The organism is Roseomonas aerilata DSM 19363 (genome assembly GCF_000711725.1).
In the GTDB taxonomy this organism is placed as follows: domain Bacteria; phylum Pseudomonadota; class Alphaproteobacteria; order Acetobacterales; family Acetobacteraceae; genus Roseomonas; species Roseomonas aerilata.
This window is the reverse complement of sequence record NZ_JONP01000037.1, coordinates 18,152-32,841: the sequence shown is the minus strand read 5'-3', so window position 1 is coordinate 32,841 and position 14,690 is coordinate 18,152. Positions and strand designations below refer to the sequence as shown.

General features: G+C 71.4%; 10 protein-coding genes and 1 rRNA gene. 7 read left to right on the top strand and 4 right to left on the bottom strand.

Going from position 1 to position 14,690, the window contains the following annotated elements:
• Positions 1–115: ribosomal RNA gene (locus BO39_RS24500) — 16S ribosomal RNA — on the bottom strand; the annotation flags it as partial.
• 461 nt (positions 116–576) lie between these two features.
• Positions 577–2,979, bottom strand: coding sequence for a helicase-related protein (locus BO39_RS24495; RefSeq protein WP_084698460.1), 2,403 nt, complete (start codon positions 2,977–2,979; stop codon positions 577–579).
• Positions 2,980–3,136: 157 nt separating this feature from the next.
• Here BO39_RS24495 and BO39_RS24490 point away from each other — a divergent pair, with 157 nt between their 5' ends.
• From BO39_RS24490 to BO39_RS24480, 3 genes are all read left to right on the top strand, one after another.
• Positions 3,137–3,850, top strand: a complete 714-nt coding sequence (locus tag BO39_RS24490; RefSeq protein WP_043838574.1) for an endonuclease III domain-containing protein — start codon at positions 3,137–3,139, stop codon at positions 3,848–3,850.
• Positions 3,851–3,922: 72 nt separating this feature from the next.
• Positions 3,923–4,573: a DsbA family oxidoreductase gene (locus BO39_RS24485; RefSeq protein WP_043838573.1), complete on the top strand. Its 651-nt coding sequence runs from the start codon at positions 3,923–3,925 to the stop codon at positions 4,571–4,573.
• The gene (locus tag BO39_RS24480; RefSeq protein ID WP_245615376.1) at positions 4,570–5,280 is read left to right on the top strand and encodes a DUF1194 domain-containing protein; all 711 of its coding nucleotides are present in this window, start codon (positions 4,570–4,572) and stop codon (positions 5,278–5,280) included. Before BO39_RS24485 ends, BO39_RS24480 begins: the two co-directional genes overlap by 4 nt.
• 9 nt (positions 5,281–5,289) lie before the next feature.
• Here the strand turns inward: BO39_RS24480 and mfd are convergent, their stop codons facing one another.
• Entirely contained in the window at positions 5,290–8,775 is a 3,486-nt protein-coding gene (gene mfd, locus BO39_RS24475; RefSeq protein ID WP_043838571.1) for a transcription-repair coupling factor, read from the bottom strand.
• Positions 8,775–9,080: an FAD assembly factor SdhE gene (locus BO39_RS24470; protein WP_043838569.1), complete on the bottom strand. Its 306-nt coding sequence runs from the start codon at positions 9,078–9,080 to the stop codon at positions 8,775–8,777. Before BO39_RS24470 ends, mfd begins: the two co-directional genes overlap by 1 nt.
• Before the next feature lie 58 nt (positions 9,081–9,138).
• On the opposite strand from BO39_RS24470, the gene recG reads away from it, so the two are divergent.
• The 4 genes from recG (at position 9,139) to BO39_RS24450 (ending at position 14,690) form a co-directional block, all read left to right on the top strand.
• Positions 9,139–11,214: an ATP-dependent DNA helicase RecG gene (gene recG, locus BO39_RS24465; RefSeq protein WP_043838567.1), complete on the top strand. Its 2,076-nt coding sequence runs from the start codon at positions 9,139–9,141 to the stop codon at positions 11,212–11,214.
• Between the two features lie 91 nt (positions 11,215–11,305).
• Positions 11,306–12,031 (top strand): ABC transporter ATP-binding protein, encoded by a 726-nt coding sequence (locus tag BO39_RS24460; RefSeq protein WP_052402574.1) that lies wholly within the window; start codon positions 11,306–11,308, stop codon positions 12,029–12,031.
• Positions 12,031–12,762, top strand: coding sequence for an ABC transporter permease (locus tag BO39_RS24455; RefSeq protein WP_043838565.1), 732 nt, complete (start codon positions 12,031–12,033; stop codon positions 12,760–12,762). Before BO39_RS24460 ends, BO39_RS24455 begins: the two co-directional genes overlap by 1 nt.
• Positions 12,763–12,764: 2 nt before the next feature.
• Positions 12,765–14,690, top strand: coding sequence for a GldG family protein (locus BO39_RS24450; RefSeq protein ID WP_245615375.1), 1,926 nt, complete (start codon positions 12,765–12,767; stop codon positions 14,688–14,690).

The window sequence follows — 14,690 nt, the reverse complement described above, 5'->3', positions numbered from 1 at the left end:
GTTCCTACGCGTTACTCACCCGTCCGCCACTAACGGCCGAAACCGTCCGTGCGACTTGCATGTGTTAAGCATGCCGCCAGCGTTCGCTCTGAGCCAGGATCAAACTCTCAAGTTCATCATGCCATGCCAAACTTACCATCCAGCATAACACCATGAGCCGACCACTAACTCCGCTCACCACTCTCGATCAGCTAAAACCATACCACCTCACCAGCAGCACCATCCCCATCACCACACAAGGCAACAGAAACAACACCACCAGCAGCAGCACAGCTCTAACTGCACTTCCAAAAAACAGATGCGAATTTGAAAGAACGAGGGATCCGATCCCCTACCCAGACAGCTACCCACTCGCCGTATCCAGCGACCAGAACGCCACCAGGGAATAGAACAGGACCGAAGAGGAAAAGCCAACTAGACGCTCTAGGCGTCACCGTCAGCATCCTCTTCGGAGCACCGGGCGGCGGGCTCAACCGCGCCGTTCGGTGAGCCCTATTTAGCTTCGCGCCCTCAGGGGATCAACCCCACAAAATCGCCTCCCCGTCAGAAAATCGTCACCGAGCGCAAGAAGCCCACTCAGGCCGCAAGGACGGACTTCCCCCGCCGCTGGTGCCGCAGCACCTCCTCAATCCACGCGTCTAGACGGTCTGTCTCCTGCTCCGCCGCTTCGGTCTCCTGGTAAGCGCCGGGGAAGCGCATCGCGAGCCAGCGCCACGCGACCAAGCGCTTATAGACCTTCTCCGCCGTCTCGAGCACCGCGCCGCCTGCGCGCTGCGGGTTCGGCAGGTGCCCGGCCATGGGCGGACTCACAGGGCGCCCTGCCCCGTGATCGACCGCCCAGCGGGTAAGACGCGCGACGCCGCTGTCCCGCTCGTTGATCGGGCACATCGCGTAGGTCCAGCGCTCCAGCAGCGAAAGGCCGGGCACGCCGTCCACCGCCGCCGCGACCGCGAGGGCCTGGGTCATGTCCGCCAGCCGGTAGTTCGGGTCGTCCTTGCGCAGCACCGCCCGCTTGATCCGCGCCAGCACGCCGAAAAGACTGTCCGAGCCGATCTCGCCCGCCACCGCCGCGATGATGTCTGCATCGGGCTGCACCTGGGGCCGAGTCTCCTCCGGCGGCGCGGGCGGGGCGTTCAGCAACCGCCGCACGAAGGCCGGATCCCCGGCGCCGGCGAGCACGGCGACCACCCCCTCCTCATGCTTGCCGAAGCGGCCGGCCCGCCCGCCGATCTGCTTCACCTCCTGGGGGAGCAGGTCACGCGACTGCTGGCCGTCGAACTTCCGCAGGCTCGAGAAGACGACGCGACGGATCGGCAGGTTCAGCCCCATGCCGATCGCGTCTGTCGCCACCAGCACCTCGGCCTCCCCGCGCCGGAACCGCGCGGCCTCGGCAAGGCGCACTTCCGGGCTCAGGGCACCATAGACCACGGCAACCCGGCGGCCGCGCCGCATCAGCTCCTCGCGTAGCTGCAGGACGTCACGGCGGGAGAAGGCGACCAGCGCATCACCGGCCCCGAGTTCGCCCAACTCCACCGGGTGCCGGGCCGCGACCAACGGCGACTTCCGCTGCAGCGAAACCTCCTCCAGCGTGTCACCGCAGAGGGAGGCGATCCGCCGCACCATCGGCGCCGCCTCGGGCGAGCCAAGGACGAAGACCTCGCGCGCCGGCGCCCCCATGATGGCGGCGGTCCAGGCCGCGCCGCGGTCGGGGTCGTGCAGCATCTGCGCCTCGTCCACGATCGCCACGTCCACCGGCTCGTGCAGCGGGCACATCTCGACCGTCGCGGCCAAGTGCCGGCTGCCCGGCGCGGGGATGCGTTCCTCCCCCGTGGTAAGGGAGGCGGCAACGCCCCGCTCGGCTAGGGCCTCCCGGAACTCATGCGCCAGCAGGCGAAGCGGCGCGAGCGCCAGGCCGCTCTCGGCCTTGGCCAGCCGGTCCAGGGCCGTGTGGCTCTTGCCGCTGTTCGTGGGCCCGGTGACGAGGATGATCCGCCGCTCCAGCGCCCGCGCCGTGGTGAAGTGCCCGGCATAGCGGTCCAGCGCCGCGACCCGCGCGACCGCCGCGTTCATCGCCCGGCCGCCATGGGCCGCCGGCTGGGCCGGCACCGCCGCGGACCTCCCGCCGCGCCCGTCATCGCCCCGCCGCTCGGGGCCTCGGGCGCTACCCAGGCCGGCGTCGCGATCGGCGTTGCGCCAGTGGAGGACATCCGGCCGCAGCGAGGCCACGACCTCCGGGTCGAACTGCCGCCGCTCCCCCTTTCCACCCCGGCCGGAGGCGATCCGGCGCGCGACGGGCACCAGTCCGGCGCTCACCCAGCGCTGCGCCTCCTTCGGCGAGCAGTCGAGCAGCCGCGGAAGGTCATCGATCTCCACCAGGCCGCGCTCCCAGTCGCGCAGTCGGCGCACCTCCTCGCGGCGGCGTTCGCGCGCCAGGCGGGCGGCTTCGTTCACCTCTCGCCGGCGCCGCTCCTCCGTCCGGACAGCCCGCACGCGCAGGCGATCGGCGGTATCGGGGTCCAGCCCCTGCGCCCTCGCCACCAGAAGGGCCAGCTCGCCCAATGCCTCCGGCCGCAGCTGGCGCCCGGAGTCGGCCAGTTCGGCCGTCAGGGCCTCCAGCACCGCCTCCGCGCTTGTCCCCGCCGCGTGAAAGCGCTCCAAGACGACGCGGTCGGCGGCCGCGAGGAGCGCGTCCTCGGCAGGCTCCGGGTCATCCAGCGAAGCGGCGGCCGCCCGGGCATCCGCCGAGGTGATCCAAAGTCGTCCGGCCTCCCGGGCCGCCTCCTCGATGCGGGTCGCCCAACCCCGCCGCCGCAGCTCGCAGAGGGCGCGGCGGACCGCCACCTCATCCGCGGGCAGGTGGCGCGAGACGATCCGCACCAGCCCCGGCATCTCAGAGGGGGCCACCGTCAGGCCAGTCGCTTCAATGGCGGCTTCCGCCCCCGCCCCGTCGCCGCCCGTCAACTCCATATTCCCGTCCATCCTCGCAACCGTCGCCTGCGGGGGAGGATGGCGTCCGATCCCCGCGCGCCCTCGGCCGCCCGGCGCGCGCTCTTCAGATTGTATCGGCAGGGCGCAGGTTCCAGCGGCAGGGGACGCTTCCCTGGCATCCAGGCCACCCGGCCGGCGTTTTCACGCGATGCCTACTCCCTCCCTCAGCCCCGCCGCCTCTCCCCGCCCGGCCTCCCCGGCGAAGGCGCCCTTCGACTATGACGAGGCCTTCCACCGGCTGCGGCTGATGCTGGCCGACCGGCCCAAGGCGGCCATGTTCGACCTCAGGGACCGCGGGTACGGCTCACCCTTCGAGCAGCTCGTCGCGACCCTGATCTCCGCCCGAACGCGGGACGAGGTGACCACCCCCGTCTGCCTCCGCCTCTTTGCCGTGGCCCGGACGCCCGCCGAGATGGCCGCCCTCGACGAGCCCCGCCTGATCGAGCTCCTCCACGGCGCGACCTTTCCCGAGCCCAAGGCGCGCGACATCCTCGCCCTCTCCCGAAGCATCATCGAGGAGCACGGCGGCAGGGTGCCGGACACGATGGAGGGGCTTACCGCCTTCCGTGGCGTCGGCCCCAAGATCGCGGCCCTGACCCTGGGCGTCGCCTTCGGGCAGGAAGCCATCGCGGTAGACATCCACGTCCACCGCGTGACGAACCGCTGGGGTATCATCGCCGCCCCCACGCCCGAGCGCAGCATGGCCGCGTTGGAGGCGGTTCTGCCCCGCCGCTACTGGATCGAGATCAACGAGCGGCTGGTGCCCTTCGGCAAGTTCGTCTGCACGGGGGAGCGCCCGCGCTGCTCCGAATGCCTCCTGCTGGAAATGTGCCGTCAGGTCGGCGTTACCTCCGCCCGATGAACCTGAGCCGGCATGAGCAAGGCGCGTGAACAAGACTGGCCCGGCAGCCCCGCCCGGCGCTAGGCTTGGCCGGTGAATGCCCTCTCCCCCCAGCGCCACCGGCTCGCGATCGAGGTTGTCTTCGACCTCGTCTGCCCCTGGTGCTTCATCGGAACCCGCCGGCTCCGCCGCGCCCTCCGCGCGCGCCCCGAGATCGCGACCGAGCTCATCTGGCGCCCCTTCCTCCTAAACCCCGAGCAGCCGCCGGCGCGCGAGCCCTTCGCCCGGCGCCCCGGACAGGCCGACCGCACCCGGCGCCTGCACGCGACCCTCACGGAGATGGGCCGGGCCGAGGGCGTTCCCTTCCGCTTCGACCTCATCCACCGCACCCCGCCCTCCGTCGATGCCCATCGCCTAGTGCGCCTGGCGGCCCGGCGCGGCGCGGCGGAAGAGGTGGTGGACCGCCTTTTCGTCGCCCATTTCGCGGAGGGCGCCGACATCGCCGACCACGCGACCCTCGCCGGCATCGCGGCCGACGCCGGGCTGGAGCGCGCCGCCACCCGCCGGTTCCTCGCCGGAGAGCAGGAGATGGAGGCCGTGCAGTCCGAGAATCTTCGCGCGCATCGCCTTGGCATCAACGGCGTGCCCTGCTTCGTGATCGCCGGACGCCACGCCATCGCCGGCGCGCAGGAGCCGGAGGTGCTACAGCGCCTGCTGGACGTCGCCCTCACGGAGTTCGTGTGAGCGCGGGCGGAATCGGCCGCCGCGCGGCGCTGGTCCTGCCGCCGGCCCTCGCCACCAGCCGCGCCGCCGCCCAGGCGGGCGAGGTGGACCTGCTCCTCGTCCTCGCGATCGACGCCTCCGGCAGCATCGACGCCGACGAGTTCCGCCTCCAGCGGGAAGGCTGCGCAGAGGCCATGACCCACCCCGCCGTCCTCTCCGCCATCGCCGCCGGGCCGCGCTCCTCCATCGGGGTCGCACTGGTCGAGTGGGGCGCGCCCGGGGGCGCCGCGACTGTCGTGGACTGGCACCGGGTCGAGGGCCGCCCCTCCGCCGAGGCCCTCGCCCGCGCCGTGACGGAGGCGCCCCGCTCCCGCCAGTCCTGGAACGCCATCGGGGACGCCGTAGATCACGCGGCCGCTCTCATCGCCCGCGCACCCTGGCCCTCGCGGGAGAAGGTCATTGACCTCTCGGGGGATGCCCCGGACATGCGGAGCATCAACCCTGTGGGGATCGCCCGACAGGCCGCCGCCGCGCAGGGCATCACGGTGAACGCCCTGGCCATCGAGGGTGGCCGCCCCGGCCTCACCAGCACCTATGAGGAGACGGTGATCGCCGGCGACGGCGCCTTCGTCATGACTGCCGAGACCCGCGCCGACTTTGCACGCGCGCTGCGCGCGAAGCTCATCCGCGAGATCGCGGTGCGGCCGGGCGGCGCAATCCCAGCCTGAGCGCCGGCCTCACGCCGCCTTGGACTGCGTCGCCACCCGCAGCAGCGCCTGAAGGATCTCCCGCGCGACCTTCACCCGCTGCGCCAGCTCCATCTCGCGCACCACGGCCAGCTTGTGGTCCGGCCGCAGCTTCACGCCGCCCTTCTGGGTCGCCACCCAGGCGACAAGGCCGCCGGGATTGGCGAATTGGTTGCGGCGGAAGGCCAGCACCACGCCCTTGGGACCGGCATCGAGCTTCTCCACCCCCACCTCGCGGCACATGCGCTTGATGGAGACGACCTGGAGAAGGTTTTCCACCTCCTCCGGGATGGGGCCGAAGCGGTCGGCCAGCTCGGCCGCCATCGCCTCCAGCTCCGCCTCGTTCGCCAGCCCGCCGATGCGGCGATACAGGCCCAGGCGCACGGGAAGGTCGCGCACATAGTCCTCGGGGATCAGCACCGGCAGGCCGAGGTTGATGTTGGGCGTCCAGTCCCGATCCGGCGCCTCGCCCTTCCCTCCCTTGCCCCGCTGGCGGTTGCGGATGTCCTGCACCGCGTCCTCCAGCATCTGCTGGTAGAGCTCGATGCCGACCTCCCGCACATGGCCGGACTGCTCGTCGCCGAGCAGGTTGCCGGCGCCGCGAATGTCGAGGTCGTGGGAGGCGAGGGTGAAGCCAGCGCCGAGGTTGTCCAGCGTCTGCATCACCTCCAGTCGCTTCTGCGCCGCCGCCGAAAGCCGGTGCGAGGGCGGCCAGGTAAGATAGGCATAGCCCCGCTGCTTCCCGCGCCCGACGCGCCCGCGAAGCTGATACAGCCCCGCCAGCCCGAACATGTCGGCGCGGTGGATGATCAAGGTGTTCACCGCGGGCATGTCCAGCCCGCTCTCGACGATGTTGGTCGAGAGCAGGATGTCGTACTTCCCGTCGCCGAACTCGGTCATCACCCGCTCAAGCTCGGTCGGCGTCAGCCGGCCATGCGCCTGGGCGATCCGCACCTCCGGTACGATCTCGGCCAGCCGCGTCGCGACCTTCGGCAGGTCCTCCAGGCGGGGGACCACGCAGAAGACCTGCCCGCCGCGGAAGCGCTCGCGCTGCACGGCCTCGCGGATGATCACGCTGTCCCAGGGCATGATGAAGGTGCGCACGGCCAGCCGGTCCACCGGCGGCGTCGCGATCACGCTCATCTCCCGCACGCCCGAGAGGGCCAGCTGCAACGTGCGCGGAATCGGGGTCGCCGTCAGGGTCAGCACGTGCACGTCGGCCTTGAGCGACTTCAGCCGCTCCTTGTGCGCCACGCCGAAATGCTGCTCCTCGTCCACGATCACCAGGCCGAGGTCGGCGAACTCCACGCCCTTGGCGAGCACCGCATGGGTGCCGACGACGATGTTGATGGAGCCGTCCTTCACCCCCTCCTTCACCACCGCCATCTCCTTCGGCGTCACCATGCGGGAGAGCTGCGCGACCTTGATCGGCAGCCCCTCGAATCGCGCGGAGAAGGTGCGGAAGTGCTGGCGGGAGAGCAGCGTGGTCGGCACCACCACCGCCACCTGCGCCCCCGTCATGGCCACCACGAAGGCGGCGCGCAGCGCCACCTCGGTCTTGCCGAAGCCGACATCGCCGCAGATGAGCCGGTCCATCGGCTTGCCGGCAGAGAGATCCTCCAGGATGTCCGAGATGGCGCGGAGCTGGTCGTCGGTCTCGGCGAAGGGGAAGCGGGCGCAGAACTCGTCCCAGGCGCCCTCGGGCGGGGTGGCCATCACCCCTTCCTTCGTCTGGCGCTCGGCGGCGGTGCGGATGAGCTGCGCCGCCATGTCCTGGATGCGCGACTTTGCCTTCGCCTTGCGGTTCTGCCAGGAAACGCCGCCGAGCTTGTCGAGCGAGACGCCGGCGGAATCGCTGCCGAAGCGCGTCAGAACCTCGATGTTCTCGACGGGCAGGAACAGCTTGTCGCCGCCCTCGTAGAGCAGCCGCAGGCAGTCGTGCGGGGCGCCGCCGGCGTCCAGCGTCTGCAACCCGTCATAGCGCCCGATGCCGTGGTCGGCATGGACGACGAGGTCGCCTTCCTCGATCTCGGTCGCGTCCGCGATGAACTGGTCGGCGCGCTTGCGGCGGCGCGGCGGACGGGCGATGCGGTCGCCCAGCAGGTCCTGCTCGCCGGTGACGGAGATGCCGGGCTCGCCGTCGGCGCCGGGCGCGCCGATGAAGCCGCGCTCCAGCCCCCAGACCGCCAGCCCCACCACGCCCGGCGGCAGCGCCTGGGTGGCGGCCCAGTGGTCCACCATCTGGGTGGGCACGCGGTGCTCGCGCAGGAGGTTCGCCAACCGGTCGCGCGAGCCGCGCGTCCAGCCCGCGAGGATGGCGCGCCGCCCCTGCCCCGCCATGGCTTTGGCGTGGTCGTGGAAGGCGTCGAAGACATTGCCGCCGGCCTGGCGCACCTCGGTGAAAACGCGGCCCTGGCGGCCGCCGGCATCCACCCCTTCCCCGCCTTCGGGCTTGCCGAAAGGGCTGAAGCGCAGCAGCGGGCCGCCGGAGAGCATCCGGTCCCAGCCCTTGCGGTCGAGGTAGAGGCGGCCGGGCGGCGCGGGGCGATAGGGAACCTCGCCCTCGCGCGGGGGCAGGCGGCGGGCTTCGTAATGATCCTCGATCATCTCGAGCCGCGCCTCGAGCGAATCCTCGGCCTGGTGGTCGAGGCTGACTGAGGCGGCCCCGAGATAGTCGAGCAGCGTCTCCATCGACTCGTGGAACAGCCCAGCCCAGTGCTCCATCCCCGGGTGCCGCTGCCCGGCGGAGACGCTGACATAGAGCGGGTCGTCCCCCGCCGCGGGGCCGAAGAGGTCGCGATAGCCGCTGCGGAACCGCGTGATCGAGTCGGGATCGAGGAAGACCTCGCCCATCGGCCGCAGCCAGAGCTCCTCCAGCGCCTCGCCGCTGCGCTGCGTGCCGGGATCAAAGTGGCGGATGCTCTCGATCTCGTCGCCGAAGAGGTCCAGCCGCACCGGGTCCGGCTCGCCCGCGGGATAGAGGTCGATGATGCCGCCGCGCACCGCGTACTCGCCCGGTTCCATCACCGTGCCCGCGCGGCCGTAGCCATTGGCCTCCAGGAAAGCGATCAGCTTGTCGGGGTCAGTCCGGCCGCCCTTGGACAGCCGCAGGGTGGCGCCGGCGAAGACCGCCCGCGGCGGCACCTTCTGCACGAGGGCGTTAATCGTCGTCAGCACAATGCGCGGCCGGCCGGGCGGCTCCATCAGCCGCGTCAGGGTCGCCACGCGCTCGGCCACGATCTCGGGATTCGGGGAAACGCGGTCGTAAGGCAGGCAATCCCAGGCCGGGAAGCTCAACACTTCCGCCTCGGGCGCGAGAAAAGCCAGGGCATCGGCCATGCGCTGCATGCGGGCATCGTCGCGGCAGACATGCAGGATGCCGCCCGACTCCTCCGCCCGGCGGCGGGCGACGAGCAGCCCGTCATACCCCTCCGGCGCGCCATAAACCTCAAGGCCGCGGGACGTCTTGGAAGCCATCAGAGTTTCCGTACTGCGGCGGGGACCCCCGCGCCGGGAAGCGCGCTCGCCTCCAGCAGCCGCCGCATCATGGGGGATTGCAGATCTGCGGGCACGGGGCGGCGGCCCGAGAGCCAGTCGGTGAGGTCCACGTCGGGCAGTTCCAGGATCTCCTCGACATCATCCAGCTCCTGCTCGGAGAAGGCTTCGATCCGGTCCGACACGAAGCCACCGATCAGCAGGTCCGTCTCCTTCGTGCCGCGATGGGCCGCCCGGAACAGCAAACGCCGGCGGCGCGGGGAGAGTTCGTTCGCTTCGTCACTCATTGCTGGGGGCCCGTTCGGCATTCGTTCGTGGCGTGCCATATAACCCGCGCGCCAGATCATGCCAGACCACCCCGAACACCTCCTCCCCCTCCTCGCCCCGCTCGACAGCCTTCCGGAGGCGGTGGGGAAGGTGCGCCAGCTCACCGATGCCGCGGGGCCGCGGGTGCTGGACCTCCTGTTTCACTTGCCCGAACGCTACCTCGACCGGAAGCGCGTCACCCGCCTCGCCGACGCGGCCGACGGAGACATAGCAACGGTGCCCCTGCTGGTGGAGGAGGTCGCCGCCCCCCGGAACCCGTCCCAGCCCTGGGTGGTGAAGGCGACGAGCGAGCGGTCGATGATCGACCTCGTTTACTTCCTGAGGGCACGCTGGGTGGGGCCCTGGCTGCACCGCGCCTTCCCGGAGGGCGCTCCCCGCACCGTCTCGGGCCGCGTCCGCCGCTACGGGGCGCGCTGGCAGATGGATGCGCCGGAATTCGTCTCCCCGCCCGACACGATCCCGGAGATCCAGCCGGTCTGGCCGCTGGTGAAGGGGCTGGGGCCGAAGGACGTCGGGAAGGCCATGGGCGCCGCGCTCACCCGGCTGCCGGAACTACCGGAGTGGCAGGACCCCACCCACCTGCGCCGCCGCCGCTGGCCGGGCTTCGCCGAGGCCCTGCGCGCCCTCCAGGCACCGCAGGCGGTTCCCGGGCCGGAGGCGGTCGATCGCCTGGCCTATGACGAGCTGCTCGCCGGCCAGCTCGCCATCGGTCTCGTCCGCCGCGCGGTGCTGGAGCGGCCCGGTCGGTCCCTCCACGGTGACGGCACGCTGCGGGAAGCTGCCCTCGCCGCCTTCGGTCACGAGCCCACCCCCGCCCAGGCCCAGGCGCTGGCCGAGATCGACGCCGACCTCGCGGCGCCCCGGCGGATGCTGCGCCTGCTCCAGGGCGATGTCGGCAGCGGAAAGACCCTCGTCGCCCTCCTGGCCATGCTCCGCGCGGTGGAGGCGGGTGCCCAGGCCGCCATCATGGCACCGACGGAGATCCTTGCCCGCCAGCACCTCCGCACCTTCCAGCGGCTGGCCGGGGCGGCGGGCGTAGAATGCGCCCTCCTCGCCGGCAGCGTGAAGGGAAAGGAGCGCTCCCGCGTCCTCCGCCGCCTGGCGGAGGGATCCCTCCCCCTCGTCGTGGGCACCCACGCGCTGTTCCAGGAGGGCGTGCAGTTCCGCGACCTCGCCCTGGTGGTGGTGGACGAGCAGCACCGCTTCGGCGTCGCCCAGCGCCTGATGCTGACCGAGAAGGGCAGCGAGACCGACGTGCTGGTGATGACGGCGACCCCCATTCCCCGCACCCTCCTCCTCACCCAGTGGGGGGAAATGGCCGTCTCCCGCCTGGAGGGCCGTCCGGCGGGGCGCAAGCCGATCGTCACCCGGATCGTCAGCCGCGAGCGGCGCGACGAAGTTCTGGCGGCGCTCCGCCGCGCCTTCGCCACTGGGAACCGAGCCTACTGGGTGGTCCGCGCCATCGAGGAGGGCGAGGCGCATGACAACGTGGCCGCCGAAACCACCTTCGCCGCCCTGAAGGAGGTTTTCGGCGAGGCGGTCCGCCTCGCCCATGGCGCGCAGAGCCTGGAGGTGCGTGAGGCGGCCCTGGGCGACTTCGCCGCCGGACGCGCGCAGCTGCTCGTCGCCACGACGGTGGTTGAGGTCGGCGTGGACGTGCCCGAGGCCACCATCATGATCATCGAGCAGGCGGAGCGCTTCGGCCTCTCGGCCCTGCACCAGCTCCGCGGCCGGGTCGGGCGGGGCAGCGCGCAGTCCTTCTGCCTTCTCCTGCCCTCCTCCGAACTGGCGGAGGGCGAGAAACGGCGGCTGGCCGTGATTCGGGATACGGAGGACGGCTTCGTCATTGCCGACGCCGACCTTGACTTCCGCGGCGGTGGGGACGCGCTCGGCACTCGCCAGGCCGGGCAGATCGGCCGCCGCATCGCCGACCCGCAGCGCCACGGGCCGCTCGTCCGGGTGGCGCACCAGGACGCGGAACTGCTCCTTCAGAAGGATCCGGACCTCGTCGGCACCGAGCGTGGCCGCGCGGCGCGCGCCCTGCTGGATCTTTTCGGCCACGACCAGACGCTGAAGCCGCTGGCGGCCGGGTAAGCGCCGGTAACGGCCCCTTGCGCCCCTTCCCGCCCCGCCGTAACCCGGCCCGGCGGGGGCGCCCGGCCCCCCGTCCTCAGGGGGATGCAACGTGACCGCCGCGCATATCGAGATCGACCGGCTGACGAAGCGCTTCGGCGGCTTCACCGCCGTGGACAATATCTCCTTCACAGTCCGCGCCGGGGAGGTCCTCGGGTTCCTCGGGCCGAACGGCGCGGGCAAGTCCACCACCATGAAAATGCTCGCTGGCTTCGTGACGCCCACCACCGGCACCGCCCGCATCATGGGCGAGGACGTGGTGGAACGCCCCGTGGCCGCCAAGCGCCACCTCGGCTTCCTGCCTGAGGGCGCGCCCACCTACCCTGAAATGACCGTGCAGGGCTTCCTTGCCTTCACCGCCCGCGCCCGCGGCTATCGCGGCACCGAGGCGGCGGACCGCGTTCACGATGCCATGCGCGCGACCAGTCTGGAGGAGGTGCGCCTCCAACCGATCGAGACGCTTTCCAAGGGCTTCAAGCGCCGCGTCGGCCTCGCGCAAAGCCTGCTGCACGACCCGCCGGTGCTCGTGCTGGACGAGCCGACGGATGGCCTCGACCCCAACCAGAAGCACGAGGTCCGCAACCTCATCGCGCGCATGGCGCCGAGCAAGGCGATGATCATCTCCACCCACATCCTTGAGGAAGTCGGCGCCGTCTGCACGCGCGCCATCGTCATCGCCCGCGGGCGCGTGGTGGCGGATGCCACGCCGGCGGAACTCTCCTCCCGCGGCCGGGACCTCGACACCGTCTTCCGCAACCTCACGCGGGAGGCCGCGTGATGGGCGGCACGCTCACCGTCGCGCGGCGGGAACTCGCCTCCTACTTCGCTACCCCCGTCGCCTATGTCTTCATCGTCATCTTCCTGGTGATGTCGGGCACCCTCACCTTCACCCTCGGCGGCTTCTTCGCGCGGGGCACGGCGGACCTGCAGCCCTTCTTCTCCTTCGTGCCCTGGCTCTTCCTGTTCCTCGTCCCCGCCATCACCATGCGCCTCTGGGCGGAGGAGCGGCGGCTCGGCACGATCGAGCTGCTGCTGACGCTGCCGATCGCCCAGTGGCAGGCGGTGCTCGGGAAGTTCCTCGCGGCCTGGGCCTTCTGCGCCATCGCGCTGGCGCTGACCTTCCCCCTGGTCATCACCGTGAACATCCTGGGCGACCCGGACAACGGGGTGATCGCGGCGGGCTATCTCGGCTGCCTGATGGTCGCCGGCGCCTATCTCGCGGTGGGCGCTGCCATCTCTGCGCTGACGAAGAACCAGGTTATCGCCTTCGTCCTTGCGGTTGCCGTGTGCTTCCTTTTCGCCGCCACGGGATCCCCGGTCGTGACCGAGTTCCTCAACCGCAACACCCCGGCCCTGGCCGAGATCGCCCGCGGGCTTTCCCTCACGGACCGGCTCGCGGCCTTCTCGCGCGGGGTGATCTCGCTGCGTGATCTGATCTTCTTCGCCAGCTTCATCGGCGTCTGGCTCTTCGCCAACGCCGTCGCCGTCGATCTTCGCAAGGCGGACTGACCGTGAGCGACACCACGCCCCCGATCCGCCGCGCCCGCGGCCCCTGGCTCCCCCTCGGCGCGCTGCTGGCCGTCGCGGTGCTGGCGGTCGGCATCAACCTCCTCGCCGACCGCTTCCTCGCCCGTGCCCGGATCGACCTGACGGAGCAGCACCTCTACACGCTCTCGGACGGCACGCGGCAGGTGCTCGGGAACCTCAAGGATCCCATTACCCTCCGCTTCTTCTACTCCCGCCGCCTCGGCGCCGCGGTGCCGGTCTTTGGCGCCTATGCCGACCGCGTGCGGGAGATGCTGCGGGAATACGTCTCGCTCTCCAGCGGTAAGCTCAGGCTCGAGATCCTCGACCCCGAGCCCTTCTCCGAGACCGAGGACCGCGCTCTCGCCGCCGGCCTTCAGGGCGTGCCGCTCGATAATGGCGGGGAGAGCGTCTATTTCGGCCTCGCCGGCTCCAACCTGCTGGACGACGAGCGCAGCGTGGCCTTCTTCCAGCCGGACCGGGAGCGCTTCCTCGAATACGACCTGACGCGCCTCGTCTACGAGCTGTCGAACCCGACGCGGCCCGTGCTCGGCGTCATCTCCTCCCTGCCGCTGAATGGCGACCCGCGCGCGATGATGATGCGCGTGCCCGGCGCCGGGCAGCCCTTCCAGGTCATGACCCAGCTCCGCCAGTTCTTCACCGTGCGGGACGTTCCGGCCGACGCGCAGGCCATCCCGGCCGATATCGGCGTGCTGCTCGTCGCTCACGCGCAGAACCTGCCGGAGGCGACGTTCTACGCGATCGACCAGTTCGTCATGCGCGGCGGCAAGCTCTTCGCGCTCACCGACCCGCACAGCGAGAGCCAGGCGGCGCGCCCCGATCCCACGGGCCGGCCGGCGGCCTCCACCGCATCAAACCTGGACCGCCTCTTCAACGCCTGGGGGATCGAGGCACCGTCCGACAAGGTGGTGGTGGACCAGCGGGGCGCCTGGCGCGTGCGGGCGGGCCCCGGCGATCGCGTGGGCGCCGTGGACTACCTCGCCTGGTTCAGCGCGCAGGGAGACAGCCTCAGCCGCACGGACGTCGCGAGCGCCGACCTGGCCCAGGTGACCTTCGCCAGCGCCGGCGAGGTCCGGAAGCGGCAGGGCTCATCGATCGAGCTGACGCCCCTCGTCACCTCCTCCGCGCAGTCGGCGGTGGTCGATGCCGCCCGCGTGCGCGAGCCCGACCCGACACGCCTGCTGGCCGATTTCCGCCCCGATGGTGGCCGCCACGTCCTGCTGGCGCGCGTCCGGGGCGTGCTGAACTCCGCCTTCCCCGAGGGAGCGCCCGCGTTGCCCGAAGGCACGGCGCGCGCGCCCGACCTCCCCGCGCATCGCGGCGCCTCCAGCGGCCCGGTGAACCTCGTCGTCGGCAACGACGCCGACCTGCTGGAGGACCGCTTCTGGGTCCGCACGCAGGATTTCTTCGGCCAGCAGGTCGCCACGCCGACGAGCGACAACGGCTCCCTCGTCACCAATCTCGCGGACACGCTGGCCGGCGGCGACAGCCTCATCTCCCTCCGCTCCCGCGGGGAAAGCCTGCGGCCTTTCACCCGCGTGGACGAGATGCGGGCCGATGCCGATGCCCGCTACCGCCAGACGGAGCGCGGCCTGACCGAGCGCCTGCAGGCCACCGAGCGCCGCCTGCGCGAGTTGCGGCAGGGACCGGGCGGAAGCGCCCAGACCGTCATCACCCCCGAGCAGCGCGCCGAGATCGACGCCGCCCGCGCCGAGATCGTCCGCACCCGCCAGGAGCTGCGCGGCGTGCAGCGCGGGCTGCGCCAGGGGATCGAGAGCCTGGAGACCTGGCTGCGCGTGATCAACATCGCTCTTGTCCCTGCCCTGATCACCGCCTTCGCCATCGGCCTCGCCGTGCTGCGCGCCCGGCGACGCGCAGCGGCCCGGGGGTAG

What these genes read in the sequence shown, in the direction of transcription:
- BO39_RS24495 (WP_084698460.1), bottom strand. Translation starts at nt 2,979, where the DNA reads ATGGACGGGAATATGGAGTTGACGGGCGGCGACGGGGCGGGGGCGGAA.
- BO39_RS24455 (WP_043838565.1), top strand. Translation starts at nt 12,031, where the DNA reads ATGGGCGGCACGCTCACCGTCGCGCGGCGGGAACTCGCCTCCTACTTC.
- BO39_RS24470 (WP_043838569.1), bottom strand. Translation starts at nt 9,080, where the DNA reads ATGAGTGACGAAGCGAACGAACTCTCCCCGCGCCGCCGGCGTTTGCTG.
- mfd (WP_043838571.1), bottom strand. Translation starts at nt 8,775, where the DNA reads ATGGCTTCCAAGACGTCCCGCGGCCTTGAGGTTTATGGCGCGCCGGAG.
- BO39_RS24490 (WP_043838574.1), top strand. Translation starts at nt 3,137, where the DNA reads ATGCCTACTCCCTCCCTCAGCCCCGCCGCCTCTCCCCGCCCGGCCTCC.
- recG (WP_043838567.1), top strand. Translation starts at nt 9,139, where the DNA reads ATGCCAGACCACCCCGAACACCTCCTCCCCCTCCTCGCCCCGCTCGAC.